Origin of the sequence: Pseudomonas sp. St386 (assembly GCF_018325865.1) — a bacterium.
Taxonomy (GTDB): Bacteria; Pseudomonadota; Gammaproteobacteria; order Pseudomonadales; family Pseudomonadaceae; genus Aquipseudomonas; species Aquipseudomonas brassicacearum.
In genome coordinates this window covers 1,486,063-1,507,689 of the sequence record NZ_AP021900.1, presented here as the reverse complement: position 1 = coordinate 1,507,689, position 21,627 = coordinate 1,486,063, and the positions used below count along the sequence as shown (strand labels likewise).

Below are 21,627 nucleotides of genomic sequence, written 5' to 3'. Positions count from 1 at the left end.
CTGCCTTGACTCAGTTCAATACGCTCCAAGCCCCAAAACCGGCCATCCGCAGCGTGCTGGCAGCCCTGATGCTGGCGATTTTCCTGGGTGCGCTGGACCAGACCATCGTCGCCGTCTCGATGCCGGCCATCTCCGCACAGTTTGCCGACGTCAGCCTGCTGGCCTGGGTGATTTCCGGCTACATGGTCGCCATGACCGTGGCGGTGCCGATCTACGGCAAGCTCGGTGACCTCTACGGTCGCCGGCCACTGATGCTGTTCGGCATGGGCCTGTTCACCCTGGCCTCGCTGTTCTGCGGCCTGGCCCAAAACATGGAGCAACTGGTGCTGGCGCGGATTTTCCAGGGCATCGGCGCCGGCGGGATGATTTCGGTGAGCCAGGCGATCATCGGCGACATTATCCCGCCCCGCGAACGCGGTCGCTACCAGGGTTATTTCAGCAGCATGTACGCGGTGGCCAGCGTCGCCGGGCCGGTGCTCGGCGGCTACATGACCGAGTACCTGTCGTGGCGCTGGGTGTTCTGGATCAACCTGCCGCTGGGACTGGTGGCCTGGTGGGTGGCCCGACGCAGCCTGGTCGGGTTGCCGGTGCCGCAACGCACGCCGATCATCGATTACCTGGGCACCGTGTTGCTGATCATCGGCCTGACGGCGCTGCTGCTGGGGATCACCCAGGTCGGCCAGGGTCATGCCTGGCACAGCCGTGAAGTGCTGGGATTGCTGGGTTGCGCAGGAGCAGCGCTGGGGGTGTTCGCCTGGCACGAGCGCCGGGCGCGGGAGCCGTTGTTGCCGATGCACCTGTTCGCCAACCGCGATGCGGTGCTGTGTTGGTGCACGGTGTTCTTCACCAGCTTCCAGGCGATCTCCCTGACGGTGCTGGTGCCGTTACGCTTCCAGAGCGTGACCGGCGCCGGTGCCGACAGTGCGGCGTTGCACTTGTTGCCGCTGGCAATCGGGCTGCCGATCGGCGCGTATTTCGCCGGACGCCGGACCTCGGTCACGGGGCGCTACAAGCCGATGATCCTGAGCGGCGCCCTGCTCTTCCCGTTCGCTATCCTGGGCATGGCTTTCACCCCGCCCGCCGCGCTCTGGCTGAGCAGCCTGTTCATGCTGCTCAGCGGCATCGCCTCCGGCATGCAGTTTCCCACTTCACTGGTGGGTGCGCAGAACGCCGTGCACCAACAGGACATCGGCGTCGCCACCAGCACCACCAACCTGTTCCGCTCCCTTGGCGGCGCGGTGGGCGTGGCACTGATGTCCGCGTTGCTGCTGGCCTTGCTGCAGGATTCAAGCTTCGCCCAGCTCGCCAGCTCGTCGATGATCGGTGAAGGGCATTCCGGCAGCGTCTTGCTGGACGGCCTGAACGCCGCCCCGGGCGAGGCACAAAATGCCTTGCGCCAGGAGTTGCAGGCGACGTTCCGGCATTTGCTGGCGATCAGCGCGGCGGTGTCGCTGCTGGGGTTGGCCGCGGCGCTGGCGATGCCCAATCGCTTGCTGCGCGGGCGAGATGAGAAGGTCCGCTAGCACATGATCGTTCCCACGCTCTGCGTGGGAATGCAGCCCGGGACGCTCCGCGTCCCTGCAGAGCCGAACGCAGAGCGTCCGTCGAGGCGTTCCCACGCAGAGCGTGGGAACGATCAGCATCATTGCCACAAAATCTTTTTAGGCAGTCGCCACGACACCTTCGGGCAGCACCACCGCGCTCATCCCGTCCTTCATCCGCTTGGCATCGCGCACAAAGCAACGTGACGCCAGGAACAGGAACACCATGGTCAGGAACAGTGCCACCGGAATCAGGTACATCGCGTCATGCAGGCCGATGGCCTTGAACGCTTCGGTCATCTGGTCGACCCCGGCCGCGGCCATGGCCGTGCGGGCGAAGTAGTCGGACAAGCCACCCACCACCACCGGCCCCAGGCCGCCACCGAGCAAGTACAGGCCAGCGAAGAACAGCGCCATCGCCGTGGCCCGCAGGCGCGGCTCGACCACGTCCTGGATCGCCGTGTACACGCAGGTATAAAAGGTATAGGCGAACAACCAGCCGACACTGAACACCGCGACGAACACACCGATTTCAATCCGCCCGGCATGCAATGCCCAGGCAGTGGTGAGCGTCGAGATCACCAGGCTGAACGCGGCGAACAGCAAGCGACCACTGGGCACGCGCTGATGAATCTTGTCGGCGATCCAGCCGCCGAGGGTCAAGCCGAACAACCCGGTCACGCCCACCATGATCCCGGTGGCCACCGCCGCCTCGTGCAGCGGCATCAGGAAATAGCGTTGCAGCATCGGCACCAGGAAGGAGTTGCAGGCATAAGTGGCGAAGTTGAAGCACAACCCAGCCAGCACCAACCACAGGAAAGTGGGAATCGCCAACACTCGACGGATCGGCCGGTCGATTTTTTCCTGGGACACCTGCACGGTTTCCGCCGCGCCGCGCTTGGGCTCCTTGATGAAGAACATGAACAACGCCAGCACCAAGCCTGGCACCGCCGCGATAAAGAACGGCGCGCGCCAGCTGTCAAAGGCCTTGACCATCGCGCCGATGGTGAAGAACGCCAGCAGCAGGCCAATCGGCAGGCCCAGCATGAAAATGCCCATGGCCCGCGCCCGGCGATGGGCCGGGAACAGATCGCCAATCAGTGAGTTGGCCGCCGGCGCATAACTCGCCTCGCCGATCCCGACGCCCATGCGCACCAGCAGGAACGCCCAGAAACTGCCCACCAGACCGTTGACCGCCGTCAGCGCGCTCCAGGTCGCCAGGCCCCAGCCCATCAACTTGCTGCGCGAACCGGTATCGGCCATGCGTCCCAATGGCAACCCGGCAATGGCGTAGACGATGGTGAAAGCGGTGCCGATGATGCCGATCTGGAAGTCGCTGAGGCTCCACTCCATGCGGATCGGCTCGATGATGATCGCCGGGATGGTGCGGTCGAAGAAGTTGAACAGGTTGGCCAGGAACAACAGGAACAGAATGCGCCAGGCATTCGCCGCTTGGGTCGAGTTCTGCATGGGTCCGTCTCTTTTATTGTTATGGAGCATTAGCGGAATCTGCAATCTAGACAGCGGTGCGCGGACTGTCTCCAATCATTCGCAAGGCTGATACCCACCCATGGCGAGCGGCGCGATTCTTGATAACGGTCAATTTCCTGTAACAATTGCCATCATTTCGCCCATTCTTGATTAAAGATCGCCTGCCGATGGCCGATTCAACCTATCAGGAAAGAATCTCTCGAGCGGCGCCCAGGCTATAGCCCTGGACGCTCGGGGCCGACCTTCGCGCCATCCAGGACGCGAGCTCCCATCCGCGATGGCTCGATGACAGCGCTCGTCGAGCCAACCAGTTCAGGCATATGGCGCACAATGACTTCCAAAAAAACAGCCACTGCGGTATCCGATCTGACCCTGAGCCCGGCCGCCAACGGCCCTGAAGTCTCGAAACCATCGAGCAGCTCGCGTCCCCTGTCGACTCAGCAGTATCTGTATTTCACCGAAACCAACACCGACCGGATCCTCGACAACCTCGATGGCCTGCGCGACGCGGTGTTCCCGCGACCGCCCCATCTGGTGGAAGACGAGAGCGACCGCGCCCAGCAGGAATTCCCGTCGGTGTGCCTGATCGGCCTGGGGCGCTGCGGTTCCAACATCGCCCTGGACGTGGCGGAGCTGGTGTACAACGCCCGCAAGTTCTACCTCAACGAATTCAATGCTGAAGACAAGGCTTACAGCGACAAGGGCTACAGCCCCGCGCAGTGGATCCGCAACAACCTGCGTCTTGGCACCAGCAAGGCCAGCAAACCGGTGTTCCTGGTGGAACCGCTGGTGATGCTCGGCGACCTGGACAAGGACATCGCCGGGCGTATCCGTTTTTCGCGCAAGGGCGAGAAAAGCGGCTTTTTGCGCGACTACAGCAAGATGAAGATCATGGACTTGTCGGAAGTCCATGCCGGTGGCGCCGGTAACGCGCCGATCCTGGGCCAGTACCTGGCCAAGATCATCCTGAACAAGGACACCCAGCGCTTCTCCAGCCCCGACTGGAAAATGATCCACTCGTACCTGATCGACAGCTGCGGCATCAAGGCCAACCAGTCGCGCCTGTACTTCTCGATCTTCAGTGCTGGCGGCGGTACCGGTTCAGGCATGGCCTCGGAGTTCGGCCTGGCCCAGCAATACTCGTACATGAACAAGACGTTCGACACCAAGCCGATGGACGAACACGACAGCAAGAGCGGTCACTCCTTCGTCTTCGAACCGATTTTCACCAGCGGCATCTGCGTACTGCCGAATATTTCCGACCATCGCAGCGAAATGTCCGAGGCCTTGCACATCAACGCCGGACGCCTGCTGTGCAAGTACCTGTCGGAAGAATGGGATTTCTCGTACAACTTCGCCAACGAAGACAGCAGCGAAGCCAGCGTGATGGGCCGTATCCGCCCATGGAACGCGATGATGCTGATCTCCAACGACATCATGCGCTATGCCGAAGAAAGCGATGACGGCAACATCCAGAACATTGATGTCAATGCCATGGAGAAGCACGCCAACCAGTACATCTCCCAGCAGATCTTCAACATCCTGACGGCCCAGGCGGTTACCACCGACTACGATCAGAACTACTTCCGCCGTGCCGGCATCGACATTGGCGAAACCATTCGCCTGGACGCCAACGACCTGTTCATGAGTCTGGCCGGCCCGGTGGCGATTGCCTACGCCGAGTCCGTCGTCCCGGAAACCCCGGCGCCGAGCGGCGACAAGTTCAAGGTGTTCGAGAAAGAACCGCCGCGCCTGAACATCGACGACCTGTTCTTCCGTTCCATCGACCTGCCGCACTTCAACAAAGTCACCCAGGCCATCGAAGGCATCAGTCTGTTGCCGATCGAATCCAAGCGCTACCGGGCGTCGCTGGAGCAGTACAAGAATTCCGGCTACGACGCCGCGGCCCTGCATGACCTGCACTTCTTCAAGAACTGCTCGTCGGTGGTGTCCATCGTCTCCCTGCCCAAGGACTACAAGCTGTCCTACATGGACCTGAACCGGCTCAAGACCCACCTCAACAGCCTGTTCCCCAACACCACGCTCAAGCGTTACGCGTTGGTGATCGGCGCGTCGGCCAACCTGTCGCTGACCACCCTGATCGCCAAGAGCCCGTGCCTGTCGGATGATTTCCTGACCCTGATCGTGGCCTTCATCAAACGCTGCTTCGCCCGCACCCCGTACCGCTTCGACGACACCCTGGACAACTCGATCCTGGACTTCATCATCAATGAAGACTTCGACGAAGAACGGATCGACGACCTGCTCAACGAATTCGAAAACCCGGCGAAGATCCTCGACACCAACTGGTACGCGATCAAGCCGATGTACGAGAAGAAGTATCGCGAGCTGATCAACGACAAGGACAAGTTCGTCTCGATCAACGACATCCGCCTGTCCCGCGACTGCGTGAAAAAAGCCATCAAGTACCTGCGCGAGATCTACCGTCACCGCATTGGCAAGACCAAGGTTATTTCCCTTAATAACCATACTGGCAGGACTTACTGAGGCCGGCGCAGCACCGTGTTGCCTCCAATCGCGAGCCTGCTCGCTCCCACAGGGATTTGTGAACACAGACCCAATGTGGGAGCGAGCCTGCTCGCGATAGCGGTCCTGAATCCCGCACCTGGACAACATCCAGAAACAATTGAGCAGCCCAAAGGCTGCTCCATAAACTGTTCCCGTTACGTATACGTCACCCTCCCCTGTGGCGTTTCGCCACGGCAGGACGCCATCACGCTACTCACCTACACACTTTCTTGCCCACCCGAACACGAACCAATTTGGTGCATCGATCAGTTCGACGCCCTTTCCTGGATCATAATCCAGGGCGAAACCACCACCGCCCAAAGCTGCGGATCGCGTTCCAGAAAATCCAGCGCCCGCGTTTCAGACAGCTTGGCGAGCTGGTCGGCGGCCAGCCAGGCGGCGACTTTGGTACCTTCGTCCTGGGCGACGGCCTCGGCGGCTGCGATCAAATCCAGTGCCGGATCGACCCACAATAGGGCACCCTTGGCAAAGAACGGCTCCAGCTCTTTCCAGGTGATGGATGCGGTTTCACCAAGCAGCTTGGCATAGAGGGTGCTAGGTTCTTGACTCATGGGACCTGTCCGGAAAAGAAATCGGCGCGAATGATAACGTCGGTGCTCTGGCAGAAAAACCCGGTAGTAACTGCAGTACCGATTGAAAAGCGCAGGAAAGCCAAGGATTGCCGATATGACCGGACAAAACCCCGCCGCTATTCTGTCTTTTTCTTTCAATTAAGCGACACCCTCAGGTTTTGCCCCCAAGCGCCAGCTTCCCTTGCCAACAATCGGCGCTCTACACTGTACCGGTACAGTTGCCGGGGGCATTTTCCGCGAGGATATCCAAGATATCTGACCCGGTTCTGCTGCTACGGCGCCAGGACTATAAAAACTACAACAGCATGAGTGGAGCACTATGACTAAGGCTACTAAGCAGATTTCCAAACTGTTTGCCGCTATGGTTCTGGCCGGGGTTGCCAGCCATTCGTTCGCCGCCGACACCATCAAGATCGGCATCGCCGGCCCAAAAACCGGCCCTGTAGCCCAATACGGCGACATGCAGTTCAGTGGCTCCAAAATGGCCATCGAACAGATCAACGCCAAGGGCGGCGTCAACGGCAAGCAACTCGTCGCCGTTGAATACGATGACGCCTGCGATCCAAAACAAGCGGTCGCGGTCGCGAACAAAGTCGTCAACGACGGCGTCAAGTTCGTGGTCGGCCACCTGTGCTCCAGCTCCACCCAGCCGGCTTCGGACATCTATGAAGACGAAGGCGTGGTCATGATCACCCCGGCCGCTACCAGCCCGGACATCACCGCTCGCGGCTACAAGATGATCTTCCGCACCATCGGCCTGGACAGCGCCCAAGGCCCTGCGGCCGGCAACTACATCGCCGACCACGTCAAGCCGAAGATCGTTGCGGTCCTGCACGACAAGCAGCAGTACGGTGAAGGCATCGCCAGCGCCGTGAAGAAAACCCTCGAAGGCAAAGGCGTCAAGGTTGCCGTCTTCGAAGGCGTGAACGCCGGCGACAAAGACTTCTCCTCGATGATCGCCAAGCTCAAGCAAGCCAACGTCGACTTCGTCTACTACGGCGGCTACCACCCGGAGCTGGGCCTGATCCTGCGTCAATCCCAGGAAAAAGGCCTGAAGGCCAAGTTCATGGGTCCGGAAGGCGTGGGTAACGACTCCATCTCGCAAATCGCCAAGGACGCTTCCGAAGGCCTGCTGGTGACCCTGCCGAAATCCTTCGACCAGGATCCGGCCAACGTCGCCCTGGCTGACGCGTTCAAGGCCAAGAAAGAAGACCCGAGCGGTCCGTTCGTGTTCCCGTCCTACTCCGCTGTCCAGGTGATTGCCCAGGCCATCACCACAGCCAAGAGCGAAGACGCGGCCAAAGTGGCTGAAGCCATCCACGCCGGCACCTTCAAGACCCCAACCGGTGACCTGAGCTTCGACGCGAAGGGCGACCTGAAGGACTTCAAGTTCGTGGTCTACGAGTGGCACTTCGGCAAACCTAAAACCGAAGCTTCGCCTCAGTAAGGCCTGGTCTGACTGACTGCCAATAAAGCCCACGGCGTGCCGTGGGCTTTGTTTTAAATGTATTGGGCCGCGCTGGCGTGATCCGCCAGTCTCCCCACCTGAAAATCTCAAAACCGTCATCAGCGGTTCGCTGGCAAACCTCGTGTTCGAAGTGGATGCAGATCCACGGGACCCGGGCGGGAAAATGACTCCACCAGTGAAATGCGTATCAGGTTTTTAGGAGCGCTGTAATGCCTGACATCTATCACTTCTTCCAGCAGCTGGTTAACGGCCTGACCGTTGGCAGCACGTATGCCCTGATCGCCATCGGCTATACGATGGTTTACGGCATCATTGGAATGATCAACTTCGCCCACGGCGAGGTGTACATGATCGGCTCCTACGTGGCGTTCATCGCCATCGCCGGGCTGAGCATGATGGGACTCGACAGTGTCCCGCTGTTGATGACCGCGGCTTTCATCGCGAGCATCGTCGTCACCAGCTCCTATGGCTACAGCATCGAACGGATCGCCTACCGCCCCCTGCGCGGCAGCAACCGTCTGATCCCGCTGATTTCCGCCATCGGCATGTCGATCTTCCTGCAGAACACGGTACTGCTTTCGCAAGACTCCAAGGACAAATCCATACCCAACCTGATTCCGGGCAACTTTGCCATCGGGCCAGGTGGGGCACATGAAGTGCTGATTTCCTACATGCAAATCGTGGTGTTCGTGGTGACCCTGGTCGCCATGCTCGGCCTGACGCTGTTCATCTCCCGTTCCCGCCTGGGCCGCGCCTGCCGCGCCTGTGCCGAGGACATCAAGATGGCCAACCTGCTGGGCATCAACACCAACAACATCATCGCCCTGACCTTCGTCATCGGTGCGGCCCTGGCGGCCATCGCCGCGGTGCTGTTGAGCATGCAATACGGCGTGATCAACCCCAACGCCGGCTTCCTCGTCGGCCTGAAAGCCTTCACCGCCGCGGTACTGGGCGGCATCGGCAGCATTCCCGGCGCGATGCTCGGCGGGCTGGTGCTGGGCGTGGCGGAAGCCTTTGGCGCCGACATCTTCGGCGACCAGTACAAGGACGTCGTGGCATTCGGCTTGTTGGTTCTGGTTCTGTTATTCCGGCCGACCGGCATCCTGGGCCGCCCGGAGGTTGAGAAAGTATGACTAGGCATCTCAAATCGGCGCTCTTCAGCGCCCTGCTGGTCTGGGCCGTGGCCTACCCGGTACTGGGTCTTAAACTGACCATCGTCGGCATCAACCTGGAAGTGCATGGCACCAGCCCGGCCATCCTGGCGACCATCGCCGTGTGTTCGCTGCTGATGTTCCTGCGGGTGCTGTTCAGCACGCAGATCAGCGCCATGTGGAAGTCGTCGCCCGGCCTGCCGGTGATCCCGGCCAAGGCCAGCAACTTCCTCACCCTGCCATCGACCCAGCGCTGGATCGTGCTGGGCCTGATCGTCGTGGCACTGGTCTGGCCGTTCTTCGGCTCCCGCGGCGCGGTGGACATCGCCACGCTGATCCTGATCTACGTGATGCTCGGCCTTGGCCTGAACATCGTGGTAGGCCTGGCCGGCCTGCTGGACCTGGGTTATGTCGGCTTTTACGCCGTCGGCGCCTACAGCTATGCGCTGCTGTCCCACTACTTCGGCCTGAGCTTCTGGATCTGCCTGCCGATCGCCGGGATGATGGCCGCCACCTTCGGTTTCCTGCTGGGGTTCCCGGTCCTGCGCTTGCGCGGTGACTACCTGGCCATCGTGACCCTGGGTTTTGGCGAGATCATCCGTCTGTTCCTGCGCAACCTGACCGACATCACCGGTGGCCCGAACGGCATCAGCAACATCGAGAAACCGACGTTCTTCGGCCTGACCTTCGAACGTAAAGCCGCCGAAGGCCTGCAGACCTTCCACGAGTACTTCGGCCTGGAATACAACTCGATCAACAAGGTGATCTTCCTCTACCTGGTTGCCCTGTTGCTGGCCCTGGCCGCGCTGTTCGTCATCAACCGCCTGCTGCGCATGCCGATCGGCCGCGCCTGGGAGGCATTGCGTGAAGACGAAATCGCCTGCCGTGCCCTGGGTCTCAACCCGACGATCATCAAGCTGTCGGCCTTCACCCTCGGTGCTGCGTTTGCCGGTTTTGCCGGCAGTTTCTTCGCCGCACGCCAGGGCCTGGTGACGCCGGAATCCTTCACCTTCATCGAGTCGGCGATCATCCTCGCCATCGTGGTGCTGGGCGGGATGGGCTCGCAGCTGGGCGTGATCCTGGCAGCCATCGTGATGATCCTGCTGCCCGAAATGATGCGTGAATTCAGCGAATACCGCATGTTGATGTTCGGCGCCTTGATGGTGCTGATGATGATCTGGCGTCCTCAAGGTCTGCTGCCTATGCAACGCCCCCACATGGAGCTGCGCAAATGAGCCGCGAGATCCTGAAAGTTGAAAATTTAAGCATGCGCTTCGGCGGCTTGCTGGCGGTCAATGGCGTAGCCCTGACCGTGAAAGAGAAACAGGTCGTTGCGCTGATCGGGCCGAACGGCGCGGGCAAGACCACCGTGTTCAACTGCCTGACCGGCTTCTACCAACCCACCGGTGGCACCATCGTGCTGGACGGCGAGCCGATCCAGGGCCTGCCCGGCCACCAGATCGCCCGCAAGGGTGTGGTGCGCACCTTCCAGAACGTGCGGCTGTTCAAGGACATGACGGCGGTCGAAAACCTGTTGATCGCCCAGCATCGTCACCTGAACACCAACTTCTTTGCCGGCCTGTTCAAGACCCCGGCGTTCCGCAAAAGCGAACGCGACGCCATGGAGTACGCCGAGTACTGGCTGGACAAGGTCAACCTCAAGGAATTCGCCAACCGTACCGCCGGGACCCTGGCCTACGGTCAGCAACGACGCCTGGAAATCGCCCGCTGCATGATGACCCGTCCGCGGATCCTCATGCTCGACGAGCCGGCCGCCGGCCTGAACCCCAAGGAAACCGAAGACCTGAAAGCGCTGATCGGCGTGCTGCGCGAGGAGCACAACGTCACTGTGCTGCTGATCGAGCACGACATGAAGCTGGTCATGAGCATTTCCGACCACATCGTCGTGATCAACCAGGGCACCCCTCTGGCCAACGGCTCGCCGGAACAGATCCGCGACAATCCTGAAGTGATCAAAGCCTACCTGGGGGAAGCGTAAATGCTGCAATTCGAAAACGTTTCCACCTTCTACGGCAAGATCCAGGCCTTGCACAGCGTCAACGTCGAAGTCCGCCAGGGCGAAATCGTGACGCTGATCGGTGCCAACGGCGCCGGCAAATCCACCCTGCTGATGACGCTCTGCGGTTCGCCCCAGGCCCACAGCGGCAGCATCCGCTACATGGGTGAGGAACTGGTGGGCCAGGACTCGTCACGGATCATGCGCAAGAGCATCGCGGTGGTGCCGGAAGGTCGTCGGGTATTTGCCCGGCTGACCGTGGAAGAAAACCTCGCCATGGGCGGATTCTTCACTGACAAGGGCGACTATCAGGAACAAATGGACAAGGTCCTTCACCTTTTCCCACGCCTGAAAGAACGCTTTACCCAGCGCGGCGGCACCATGTCCGGCGGCGAACAGCAAATGCTCGCCATCGGCCGTGCGCTGATGAGCAAGCCCAACCTGCTGCTGCTCGACGAGCCTTCCCTGGGCCTGGCACCGATCATCATCCAGCAGATCTTCGACATCATCGAACAACTGCGCAAGGATGGCGTGACGGTGTTCCTGGTGGAGCAGAACGCCAACCAGGCGCTGAAAATCGCCGACCGGGCGTACGTGCTGGAGAACGGTCGCGTGGTGATGCAAGGCACCGGTGAAGCCCTGCTGACCGACCCGAAAGTGCGCGAGGCGTACCTGGGCGGTTGAGTCTGCAGCTATAGAAAAACGGCCTTCGGGCCGTTTTTTTTGGAGTAGACAAAAAAATCGAGGACCCGCTGTAACACTTCCCCATCCCCCTTCTCTAGTTCAGCAGACCGGCGCTAACGCCGGTTCATTTCCCTGAATGACTGGAGAATCATCATGACTGTTTCGACCCGCACCCTGTCCGCCACCGCCCTGATCCTGGCCCTGGGTTCTGCCCTGAGCATGACAGCCGTCTCGACCGTCCACGCAGCCGACGACACCATGGAGAAATGCTTCGGTGTCGCCCTCAAAGGCAAGAACAACTGCGCCGCCGGTGCCGGCACCACCTGCGCCGGTACGGCGAAAATGGACTATCAGGGCAACGCCTGGAAATCGGTACCCAAAGGCACTTGCACCACTACCAAAAGCGAAACCTCCCCCACCGGTTTCGGCCAGCTCGAAGCGTTCAAAGCCAAGTCCTGATCGCATCTGCCGGAGGCCCGCCAGCATGTTGAATACCCCATCCCTCGCCACTGATAACCGGCTGCCGCCAAGGGCAGGGTTGGGGCTCAAGAGCGAGCATTTTCGTGAGGTGCTCCAGACCCAACCGGATCTGGGCTTTTTCGAAGTGCACGCGGAAAACTACATGGTGGCCGGCGGGCCGCTTCACCACTTCCTGGGGCGGATACGCGAACAGTACCCGCTGTCGCTGCACGGCGTCGGCCTGTCGATCGGAGGGGAGGGGCCGCTGGATATCGCGCATTTGCAGCGCCTGGCCGCATTGATCGACCGCTATCAGCCCCAATCCTTTTCCGAACACCTGGCCTGGTCCAGCCACGGCCCGGTGTTCCTCAATGACCTGCTCCCCCTGGCCTACGACGAAGCGACCCTAGACCGTGTCTGCGAACACGTCGACCAGGTGCAGTCCAGCCTCAAACGCACGCTCTTGCTGGAGAACCCGGCGACCTATCTGGCGTTCGAAGCCTCGACACTCGACGAGCCACACTTCATCAGCGAAGTGATCCGGCGCACCGGCTGCGGCCTGCTGCTGGATGTGAACAACGTTTACGTTTCGTGCATCAACCACCGCCGCGATCCACTGGCCTACCTCAACGCCCTGCCGCTGCAAGCGACCGGCGAAATCCATCTGGCCGGTTTTGCCGAAGACACCGACAGCCTTGGCGAGCGTCTGTTGATAGACGACCACGGCGCGCCAATCGACAACGCAGTCTGGCAGCTGTACCTCAAGGTTCTGGCGCAGACCGGGCCGGTAGCCACCTTGATCGAGCGCGACAACCACATCCCCCCATGGGAGGTGCTGCTGGCCGAAGCGCGCCAGGCCGATCAACTTTTAAATGCCGTTGGAGCCCGGTCATGAGCGACCAGCGCACATTCGCCGCCGCCCTGCTCGACCCGCGCAAGGCTTGTCCGCCCGGCCTGGTCAGCGCCAACGGCGCCGACCCGCAGAGCCGCTTCGCGGTGTACCGCAATAACGTGCTCAGCTCATTGATCAACGCCCTGGCCGACAATTACCCGGTGGTGACGCAACTGGTGGGCGAGGAATTTTTCCGAGGCATGGCTGGGGTCTACGTCCAGTCGGCGCCACCGCGAAGCCCGGTGATGAGCAACTATGGGGATGATTTTGCCGGGTTCATCGAAGGCTTCGAACCCGCCGCCTGCGTACCGTATCTGGCGGACGTCGCCCGCCTGGAACGACTGCACCTGCAAGCCTGGCATGCCGCCGACGCCGAGCCCATGGCGCAAGAACGCATCGTCGAGGCGCTGTCATCCCCCACGCTGACAAGGCACCTGAAGATCGGTCTGCACCCGTCACTGCGGCTGCTGCAATCGCCCTTCGCCGTGGTGACGATCTGGGCCGCCCATCAGCACGAGACACCCGTACCGTTCGAGGCGTCTGCTGCACAAAACGCCTTGGTGCTGCGCGACGGCCTCGATGTGCAAGTGTTCGCGATCAATCACGCGGCCCATGGGTTCATCAGCGCCCTGCAACAGGGGCGGTCCCTGACCGCCGCCATTGAAACCTCAATCGACCTCGACCTGGAACAGACCCTGGCGGGGCTCATTCGCCACAGAGCTATCACTCACCTCCTAGCTGGACAGGTATCCCCATGAACACGCTGATTGCCGGTTCCATTCAATGGCTGGAGAAAATCCCCCACAGCCTGATCGCCTTCATCGCGCGATTCTCGATTGCCGCGGTGTTCTGGAAATCCGGCCAGACCAAAATCGAAGGCCTGGCCATCGACCTGTTCGACGGCACCTTCCAGATCGGTCTGCCGCGGCTGGCGGACTCGACCATTCCCCTGTTCAAAAGCGAATACGCCCTGCCGTTGCTGTCACCGGAACTGGCTGCGCACCTGGCAGCCTCTGCCGAGCATGTGTTCCCGGTCCTGATCCTGTTTGGCCTGGCGACACGCTTTTCAGCGCTGGCCTTGCTGGGGATGACCTTGACCATCCAGCTGTTCGTCTACCCGGACGCCTACCCGACCCATGGCACCTGGGCAGCGGTCTTGCTCTACCTGATGGCGCGCGGGCCGGGGGTACTGTCCATCGACCACCTGATTGCCAGGCGTTACGCCCACGACTGAACACAGATCCCCTGTGGGAGCGAGCTTGCTCGCGATAGCGGCGGGTCAGCTTGCACAAATGCCGGATGTGCCACCGCCTTCGCGAGCAAGCTCGCTCCCACAGGGACTGTCCAATGGATGGACTATCGCTGAAGCCGATCCAACGCCTCGCCGCTGCGCTTGAACCAGTCGATCAGATAGTCAGCCAGCACCTGGGTGCGCTTGGGCAATCCACCCTGGTACGGGTGCACCAGGTACATCGGCATGCGCCGGGTCTGGTAGTCGCGCAGCAGCCAGTGCAGGCGTCCGTCGGCCAACTCCTCATGCAGCAGGTACGACGGCAGCCGGGCGATTCCGGCGCCGGCCAAGGCGGCTTTTTTCAGCAGGCTGTAGTGGTTACTGGCGAACGGCCCCGACACTCGGACCCGCAGCAGTTCGTGTTGCTGGTGGTAAAGCCATTCTTCCCGGCCGCTGTAGTGGCTGTTGAGCAGGCAGCGATGCTCAGCCAGGGCCTGAGGGGTCTCAGGTTCGCCATAGCGTTCCAGGTAGGCCGGGCTGGCGCAGGTCATTTCGTGCCACGCCAACAATGGCCGGGCCACCAGCCGCTCGTCGATGGCGGCGTCGGAACGGATCGCCAGATCGAAACCATCGCGGGTCAGGTCACGGTAACCGTTGTTGAGCTCCAGCTCGATCTGCACGTTGGGATACGTACGAGCGAACTCCATCAGCAAGCCTTCGAAGAACGTTTCGCCCAACGAAACCGGAACCGTCATACGCACCGGTCCGGAAATATCGTCCTTCAACCGGGCCAATGCCTGACGCGCCCTTTCTACCTGCACCAGCAGCGCCTGGGCCTGGGGCAGCAACGCCGCCCCTGCCGCCGTGAGGCTCAGGCGCCGCGTGGTGCGTTGCAGCAACACCACCGAAAACCGCCTCTCCAACAGACTGATGCGCTTGGACAACTGGCCCTTGCTGCAGCCTAACTGCTGGGCCGCCTGGGTGAAGCTGCCGGCCTCCATCAACACGGCGAACGCCGCCAGGTCATCCATTTCGCTCATTGGATTGTTTCCAATTGAAAACCAAAGGCTGCCTATTAGCATGATTATCAATGGAAAGAACCCCTCTAGACTGAAAACTCATTCACCCCATTGAGGAACAGCTCATGAAAATCCTGTTGATCGGCGCTAACGGCACCATCGGTTCGGCCATTGATAACGAATTGTCGCCGCGCCACGAGATCGTTCGAATCGGCCGCCACAGCGGTGAACTGCAGGTGGATATCAGCGACAGCGCTTCGATCCGTGCCTTGTTCGCAAAGACCGGCCGCTTTGATGCCCTGGTTTGCGCCGCCGGCAACGTCACCTTTGCGCCCCTGGCCGACATGACCGAAGACAGCTTCGCCCTGGGTCTGAAAGACAAACTGATGGGCCAGGTCAACCTGCTGCTGATCGGCCGCGAGTTCGCCAACGACGGCGCGTCCTTCACTTTCACCACCGGCGTGCTCAGCCACGATCCGATCAAGAGTGGTGCTTCGGCGGCCCTGGTCAACGGTGCCCTGGACAGTTTCGTGCGCGCCGCGGCAATCGAGTTGCCACGGGGCTTGCGGGTCAACTCGGTGAGCCCGAACGTGTTGCTGGAAGCCATGGACAAGTACGCCCCGTACTTCCGCGGCTACAAACCGGTTCCGGCCGTCGATGTCGCATTGGCCTACGCCAAGAGTGTCGAAGGCCTGCAAACCGGTCAGACCTTTCACGTGGGCTAACCCCCTTGTGATGCAGGATCAGTCTGAGTAACGTGGCGGCACTTGTCTGGAGACCCAATGATGCGTGCCGCCCGCTCCCTGCTGTTTGTCGCCCTCCTGCCGCTGTTCACCGGCTGCCAATTGCTCGATGCCCCTCGTCAGAGCGCCTCCCACGCCGGCCAGACGCGTATGCAGGGCGAGCTCACGGCGGCCGACGGCAAGCTGGTGTTCCAGCCGTGCCAGGAACAGCGCCGCTACATCGTCAATGACAGCGGTGGCACCAGCGTGCTGCAGCAGGCCGCCAGCCTGGCCGATGACCAGGGCAAGCTGTTTGCCGATGTGCGCGGCCGTATCGTCTCCAGCGCAGCGGCCGGCACCGACAGCCAGTTGGACCTGGAACAGTTGTATCGCCTGGAGCGCTCGGGCACCGCTTGCGATGACGGTAATTTCAAACTGCTGGTCTTGCGTGCCGCCGGTCATGGCCCGGAATGGAACCTCAAGGCCAGCGGCAAAGGCATGGTGCTCGAGCGTGAAGGCCAACCGACACTGGCGGTGCCTTACCTTGAAGAACAACTGGGCGATGGTCGCTTCAATCTCAGCACCGAAGCCAACGGCCAGAAGGTCGAGCTCTGGCTCGCCGCCCAGCGCTGCGTCGACAGCGTCACCGGCGGTGTGCAGCACATGAGCGCCGAACTGCGGGTCAACGGTCAGGTCCAGCGTGGCTGTGCCTACTTCGGTGGTGCGCGCAACGACTGATTCGCCGGTTTTGGCTTATAATCGCCGGTTCACGCCCTGGTGCAGTTGTGCATCCCGCGAACCGGATCCCACCATGTTACGAATCACCGAACTCAAGCTGCCGATCGACCACCCCGAAGAAGACCTGCGCCCCGCCATCGTGCAACGCCTGGGCATCGCCAGCGATGACCTGCTCGACTTCACCTTGTTCAAGCGCAGCTACGACGCGCGCAAGAAATCCTCCGAACTGTGCTTCATCTACACCATCGACCTGACGGTGCGCGACGAAGCCAGCCTGCTGCGCAAGTTCGCCGATGACCGTAACGTCAACGAGGCGCCGGATGTCAGCTACAAAGTGGTGGGCCAGGCACCGGCTGACCTGAGCGAGCGGCCGATCGTGGTCGGCTTCGGCCCGTGCGGGATCTTCGCCGCCCTGCTGCTGGCACAGATGGGCTTCAAGCCGATCATCCTCGAGCGTGGCCCGGAAGTGCGCCAGCGCACCAAGGACACCTGGGGCCTGTGGCGCAAAAGCGTGCTCAACCCCGAATCCAACGTGCAATTCGGTGAAGGCGGCGCGGGGACGTTTTCCGACGGCAAGCTCTACAGCCAGATCAAGGATCCGAAATTCCTTGGCCGCAAGGTTTTGCACGAATTCGTCAAGGCCGGAGCGCCGGAAGAAATCCTCTACGTCAGCAAGCCGCACATCGGCACGTTCCGTCTGACAGGTGTGGTGGAAACCATGCGTGAGCAGATTCGCGCCCTGGGCGGCGAAGTACGCTTCCAGCAGCGGGTCACCGATGTGCTGATCGAAGACGGCCAACTGGTCGGCGTCGAACTGGCCAACGGCGAACAGATTCATTCGAAACATGTGATCCTGGCCCTGGGTCACAGCGCCCGGGACACCTTCCGCATGCTCCACAGCCGCGGCGTGTACATGGAAGCCAAGCCGTTCTCGGTGGGTTTCCGTATCGAACACCCGCAATCGCTGATCGACAGCGCGCGCCTGGGCAAGTACGCCGGCCACCCGAAACTTGGGGCCGCCGACTACAAACTGGTGCACCACGCCAAGAATGGTCGTTCGGTGTACAGCTTCTGCATGTGCCCGGGCGGCACCGTGGTAGCCGCGACGTCCGAGCCGAACCGCGTCGTGACCAACGGCATGAGCCAGTATTCGCGCAACGAGCGCAACGCCAACTCCGGCATCGTCGTCGGGATTACCCCGGAAGTGGATTATCCCGGTGGCCCGCTGGCCGGGATCGAGTTGCAGGAACGCCTGGAATCCCACGCGTACGTACTCGGTGGCAGCAACTACGAGGCCCCGGCGCAACTGGTGGGTGACTTCATCGCCGGCAAACCGTCTACGGCACTGGGCAGCGTCGAACCGTCCTACAAGCCCGGGGTGTCCCTGGGCGATTTGGCCCTGGCCCTGCCGGATTTCGCCATCGAAGCGATCCGCGAGGCCCTGCCGGCGTTCGAGAAACAGATTCGCGGTTACTCGCTGCACGACGCCGTGCTGACTGGCATCGAAACCCGCACCTCATCGCCCCTGCGCATCACCCGCAACGAATCGCTGCAGAGCCTGAACGTCAAGGGCCTGTTCCCGGCCGGTGAAGGCGCCGGTTATGCCGGCGGGATCCTGTCGGCGGGCGTGGACGGGATCCGGATTGCCGAGGCGGTGGCGCGGGATATCCTCGGGCTCGAGGCCTGAGGGGCCGATGCTGTTCACTCAAGGCAGAATTTGCCTGAGTGAACAGCATGACCCTGTGGGAGCGAGCTTGCTCGCGATGGCGGCCTGTCATCAACACAGATGTTGACTGATCCACCGCTATCGCGAGCAGGCTCGCTCCCACAAGGGACCTCAGTGATTCAGATATTGGCCCGCAACACGCTCTCCGGCAGCGCCTCGCCCCGTTCCACACACGCCGCCACGATGTCCATCAGCCCGCTCAACTCATACCCCTGGGCCTTGAGCCACACCGGGTCGTAATAGGTCGTGGCGTAGCGCTCGCCACCGTCACACAAAATCGCCACGATCGACCCCGACTCACCCGCATCCACCATCTGCCGGGCCGCCATGAGTGCGCCGATCAGGTTGGTGCCGCTGGACCCGCCGACCCGTCGTCCCAAGCGCTGGGCCAGGTAATGCATGGCCGCCAATGACAAGGCGTCCGGGACCTTGACCATCGCATCGATGACTTTCGGCAAGAACGACGCCTCGACCCGTGGCCGGCCGATACCCTCGATGCGTGAACCGCAATCCAGGCGCAGGCTGGCATCGCCGCTGCGGTAGTAGTCGAAGAACACTGAACGCTCGGCGTCGGCACACAGCACGCGGGTACCGTGCTGGCGATAACGGACGTAGCGCCCCAGAGTGGCCGTGGTGCCGCCAGTGCCGGGGCTTGAAATCAACCAGCTCGGCTCCGGGTGCCGCTCGAAGCGCATCTGCTGGAAGATCGATTCGGCAATGTTGTTATTGGCCCGCCAGTCCGTGGCGCGCTCGGCGTAGGTGAATTGGTCGATGAAGTGTCCATCATGCTCGTGGGCCAAGCGTTCGGATTCGGCGTAGATCTGCGTAGGATCGTCTACCAGGTGGCTCTGGCCGCCATAGAAAGCGATCTGTGCGATTTTTTCCCGGGAGGTGGTCGCCGGCATTACCGCAATGAACGGCAGGCCCAGCAACCTGGCGAAGTAAGCCTCGGAAATCGCCGTCGAGCCGCTGGAGGCCTCGATCACCGGCGCTCCGGGCTTGAGCCAGCCGTTACACAACGCGTAGAGAAACAGCGAACGGGCCAGCCGATGCTTGAGGCTGCCGGTGGGATGGCTGGACTCATCCTTGAAATACAGTTCGATGCCCGGCAGGCCAGGCAGCGGCAGCGGAATCAGGTGAGTATCGGCGCTGCGCTGGAAGTCAGCCTCGATGATGCGGATCGCTTCGCGCGCCCACTGGCGATGGTCGTTCATGATGTTTTCTCACTGGCTCGGTTCGACGCGGGGAAAGCTGATGGTCATGCAGGCGCAACGTGGTCTCGGAAAAACCAGTCGCAAGCTTAGGAAAAAACCGACATCGCGCACAGGTACAGCTAAGGTCCAATATGGCCCATAACTGCCTGACTGCGTGGAGCAAGCGTTGTAACGACATATAACAAAAAAGAATATAACTTTTGTTTTAACAACTAACAGTACGGGTTAGGGTGTGCCATCTTTTTGATTCAATGAATGGAGAGCGATCGTGGCTCTACGTAATTCTCTGACACGTTTTTTCCAACTGGAGGCTGCCAGCGGCCTGCTGCTGATCGCCGCCGCCCTGCTGGCCCTGGCCATCAATAATTCACCGCTGTCCTGGCTGTATAACGGTCTGCTGGACACGCCGGTGGTCGCCCAGGTCGGCGCGTTGAAGATCGCCAAACCCTTGTTGCTGTGGATCAACGACGGCTTGATGGCGATGTTCTTCCTGCTCATCGGCCTCGAAGTCAAGCGAGAGGTCCTCGGCGGGCAACTGTCGAAACCGTCGCAAATCGTCTTGCCCGGTGCAGCAGCGATTGGCGGCATGGTAGTGCCGGCGCTGATCTACTGGTTCCTCAACCGCGACAATCCTCCCGCCCTCGCCGGCTGGGCAATTCCGACGGCCACCGACATCGCGTTCGCCCTCGGCGTGCTGGCCTTGCTGGGCAAGCGGGTGCCGGTGTCGCTCAAGCTGTTCCTGATGACCCTGGCGATCATCGACGACCTGGGCGCCATTATCATCATCGCGATCTTTTACTCCGGCGCCCTGTCCAGCCTGTCGCTCATACTGGCGGCAACCTGCATCGCCGCGCTGGTGGCGATGAACCGGATGGGCGTGGTCAAGCTCGGGCCCTACATGGTTGTGGGCCTGATTCTGTGGGTCTGCGTGCTCAAGAGCGGTGTCCATGCCACCCTGGCCGGGGTAACCCTCGCGTTCTGCATCCCGCTGCGCACGAAAAACGCCGAGACTTCGCCCCTGCTCACCCTGGAACATGCCCTGCATCCCTGGGTGGCCTATGGCATCCTGCCGCTGTTCGCCTTCGCCAACGCCGGCTTGTCCCTGAGCGGCGTCACCGTCGAAAGCTTCACCCATCATGTGCCAATGGGCATTGCCATCGGCCTGTTGCTGGGCAAGACCGTCGGCGTCTTCGGCCTGACCTGGCTGGCCGTGAAAATCGGCATCGCCAGCCTGCCCCTTGGCGCCAACTGGGGCCAGGTATTGGGGGTGGCGATCCTGTGCGGTATCGGGTTCACCATGAGCTTGTTTGTCGGGTCCCTGGCGTTCGAGCCTGGCGTAAGTGATTACGCGGGCATGGACCGGATGGGGATTCTCACTGGTTCGATCCTGGCGGCGTTGCTTGGTTATGCGGTGACGGCGGCGGCCAGTCGCAAGCAGTCGGCATTGCCAAGCTGATTCCTGGCTGCCAGGAGGGGTGTGCATATCCGTTGCTGCGGTAACGGATATGTACCCAATCCAATCCAACCCCATAAAAAAACGGCGCTTTCCATTCCCGGAATAAGCGCCGTTTTCTCTTACCGACTCAAGCTTAGTGCGATACGCGACTCGTACCATCCACAGTGGAGATACGAACCCGCTCACCCACACGGAACACCTCGTTCTCCTGAACCTGCTGCACATAGGCGCGCATGCTACCGTCATCTTCACGAACGGTGATTTCCACACCCTGGGTACGGGTCAGGCCTTCCTCAGTCGCAGAACCAATCAGGCCACCAGCTACCGCGCCAATCACAGCGGCGACGATGCTGCCACGGCCACCACCGATGGCACTGCCACCGACACCACCGACCACCGCACCGGCCGCACCGCCGATCGGGGTCTTGGTGCCTTCGATCTTCACAGGGCGCAAGGACTCGATGGTCCCCATGCGAATCGTCTGCACGCGACGCGCTTCGTCACGGGAGTAGGAGTCACCGGTCAGGCTCGACTGACAGCCAGTGAGCAACATCGCCATCGTGGAAAAGGAAGCAACCAGCAAAACAGACTTACGCATAGCATCAACTCCAAAAGACAGGGATTCATTAAACTCCGCAGCTTGACGCCTGTCACGGCCTCGCCGGGATAAAATTGTTTTCATTCAGGTGGGATACA

20 protein-coding genes are annotated in these 21,627 nt (G+C 61.3%); 15 read left to right on the top strand and 5 right to left on the bottom strand.

The window, feature by feature from the left end; translation table 11 throughout:
- The first annotated feature begins 5 nt into the window (after nucleotides 1-5).
- Nucleotides 6-1,523: an MDR family MFS transporter gene (locus KI235_RS06610; protein WP_003198489.1), complete on the top strand. Its 1,518-nt coding sequence runs from the start codon at nucleotides 6-8 to the stop codon at nucleotides 1,521-1,523.
- A gap of 138 nt (nucleotides 1,524-1,661) precedes the next feature.
- On the opposite strand, the gene KI235_RS06605 is transcribed toward KI235_RS06610, so the two are convergent.
- Nucleotides 1,662-3,011 carry an MFS transporter gene (locus tag KI235_RS06605; protein WP_003198487.1) on the bottom strand — a complete coding sequence of 450 codons (1,350 nt, stop codon included), beginning with the start codon at nucleotides 3,009-3,011 and terminating at the stop codon, nucleotides 1,662-1,664.
- A gap of 351 nt (nucleotides 3,012-3,362) precedes the next feature.
- On the opposite strand from KI235_RS06605, the gene KI235_RS06600 reads away from it, so the two are divergent.
- Nucleotides 3,363-5,540, top strand: a complete 2,178-nt coding sequence (locus KI235_RS06600) for a hypothetical protein (RefSeq protein ID WP_003198485.1) — start codon at nucleotides 3,363-3,365, stop codon at nucleotides 5,538-5,540.
- A 287-nt stretch (nucleotides 5,541-5,827) separates the two neighbouring features.
- Here the strand turns inward: KI235_RS06600 and KI235_RS06595 are convergent, their stop codons facing one another.
- Nucleotides 5,828-6,133, bottom strand: a complete 306-nt coding sequence (locus KI235_RS06595) for a DUF2288 domain-containing protein (RefSeq protein ID WP_003198483.1) — start codon at nucleotides 6,131-6,133, stop codon at nucleotides 5,828-5,830.
- 340 nt (nucleotides 6,134-6,473) lie between these two features.
- Here KI235_RS06595 and KI235_RS06590 point away from each other — a divergent pair, with 340 nt between their 5' ends.
- The 9 genes from KI235_RS06590 (at nucleotide 6,474) to KI235_RS06550 (ending at nucleotide 14,059) form a co-directional block, all read left to right on the top strand.
- On the top strand, nucleotides 6,474-7,601 hold the full coding sequence (locus KI235_RS06590) for a branched-chain amino acid ABC transporter substrate-binding protein (protein ID WP_003198482.1): 1,128 nt from the start codon (nucleotides 6,474-6,476) through the stop codon (nucleotides 7,599-7,601).
- Nucleotides 7,602-7,831: 230 nt separating this feature from the next.
- Entirely contained in the window at nucleotides 7,832-8,755 is a 924-nt protein-coding gene (gene livH / locus KI235_RS06585) for a high-affinity branched-chain amino acid ABC transporter permease LivH (RefSeq protein ID WP_003198480.1), read from the top strand.
- Complete coding sequence (locus KI235_RS06580) at nucleotides 8,752-10,008, top strand: high-affinity branched-chain amino acid ABC transporter permease LivM (protein ID WP_003198478.1); 1,257 nt, start codon at nucleotides 8,752-8,754, stop codon at nucleotides 10,006-10,008. The genes livH and KI235_RS06580 overlap by 4 nt, the downstream gene beginning before the upstream one ends.
- Entirely contained in the window at nucleotides 10,005-10,772 is a 768-nt protein-coding gene (gene livG, locus KI235_RS06575; protein WP_003198476.1) for a high-affinity branched-chain amino acid ABC transporter ATP-binding protein LivG, read from the top strand. The genes KI235_RS06580 and livG overlap by 4 nt, the downstream gene beginning before the upstream one ends.
- Nucleotides 10,773-11,474, top strand: a complete 702-nt coding sequence (locus tag KI235_RS06570) for an ABC transporter ATP-binding protein (protein WP_212795598.1) — start codon at nucleotides 10,773-10,775, stop codon at nucleotides 11,472-11,474.
- Nucleotides 11,475-11,627: 153 nt separating this feature from the next.
- Nucleotides 11,628-11,933: a DUF2282 domain-containing protein gene (locus tag KI235_RS06565; RefSeq protein WP_013692423.1), complete on the top strand. Its 306-nt coding sequence runs from the start codon at nucleotides 11,628-11,630 to the stop codon at nucleotides 11,931-11,933.
- A 25-nt stretch (nucleotides 11,934-11,958) separates the two neighbouring features.
- Entirely contained in the window at nucleotides 11,959-12,828 is an 870-nt protein-coding gene (locus KI235_RS06560) for a DUF692 domain-containing protein (RefSeq protein ID WP_027912093.1), read from the top strand.
- Nucleotides 12,825-13,583 carry a DNA-binding domain-containing protein gene (locus KI235_RS06555; RefSeq protein WP_053161966.1) on the top strand — a complete coding sequence of 253 codons (759 nt, stop codon included), beginning with the start codon at nucleotides 12,825-12,827 and terminating at the stop codon, nucleotides 13,581-13,583. Before KI235_RS06560 ends, KI235_RS06555 begins: the two co-directional genes overlap by 4 nt.
- On the top strand, nucleotides 13,580-14,059 hold the full coding sequence (locus KI235_RS06550) for a DoxX family protein (RefSeq protein ID WP_013692420.1): 480 nt from the start codon (nucleotides 13,580-13,582) through the stop codon (nucleotides 14,057-14,059). Before KI235_RS06555 ends, KI235_RS06550 begins: the two co-directional genes overlap by 4 nt.
- 122 nt (nucleotides 14,060-14,181) lie before the next feature.
- Here KI235_RS06550 and KI235_RS06545 read toward each other — a convergent pair whose 3' ends face one another.
- Entirely contained in the window at nucleotides 14,182-15,096 is a 915-nt protein-coding gene (locus KI235_RS06545) for a LysR family transcriptional regulator (RefSeq protein ID WP_003198464.1), read from the bottom strand.
- 104 nt (nucleotides 15,097-15,200) lie between these two features.
- Here KI235_RS06545 and KI235_RS06540 point away from each other — a divergent pair, with 104 nt between their 5' ends.
- From KI235_RS06540 to KI235_RS06530, 3 genes are all read left to right on the top strand, one after another.
- The gene (locus KI235_RS06540; protein ID WP_003198462.1) at nucleotides 15,201-15,800 is read left to right on the top strand and encodes a short chain dehydrogenase; all 600 of its coding nucleotides are present in this window, start codon (nucleotides 15,201-15,203) and stop codon (nucleotides 15,798-15,800) included.
- 60 nt (nucleotides 15,801-15,860) lie between these two features.
- Nucleotides 15,861-16,535: a hypothetical protein gene (locus KI235_RS06535; protein ID WP_003198460.1), complete on the top strand. Its 675-nt coding sequence runs from the start codon at nucleotides 15,861-15,863 to the stop codon at nucleotides 16,533-16,535.
- A 73-nt stretch (nucleotides 16,536-16,608) separates the two neighbouring features.
- Nucleotides 16,609-18,222 (top strand): NAD(P)/FAD-dependent oxidoreductase, encoded by a 1,614-nt coding sequence (locus KI235_RS06530; RefSeq protein WP_013692417.1) that lies wholly within the window; start codon nucleotides 16,609-16,611, stop codon nucleotides 18,220-18,222.
- A 158-nt stretch (nucleotides 18,223-18,380) separates the two neighbouring features.
- On the opposite strand, the gene KI235_RS06525 is transcribed toward KI235_RS06530, so the two are convergent.
- A complete protein-coding gene (locus tag KI235_RS06525; protein WP_172681393.1) occupies nucleotides 18,381-19,478 on the bottom strand; it encodes a PLP-dependent cysteine synthase family protein in 1,098 nt (365 codons plus the stop codon).
- A 265-nt stretch (nucleotides 19,479-19,743) separates the two neighbouring features.
- Between KI235_RS06525 and nhaA the strand changes: the two genes are divergently transcribed.
- Nucleotides 19,744-20,931, top strand: coding sequence for a Na+/H+ antiporter NhaA (nhaA, locus tag KI235_RS06520; protein WP_212795597.1), 1,188 nt, complete (start codon nucleotides 19,744-19,746; stop codon nucleotides 20,929-20,931).
- A gap of 133 nt (nucleotides 20,932-21,064) precedes the next feature.
- Here nhaA and KI235_RS06515 read toward each other — a convergent pair whose 3' ends face one another.
- Entirely contained in the window at nucleotides 21,065-21,529 is a 465-nt protein-coding gene (locus tag KI235_RS06515; RefSeq protein ID WP_003184697.1) for a glycine zipper 2TM domain-containing protein, read from the bottom strand.
- Nucleotides 21,530-21,627 lie beyond the last annotated feature (98 nt).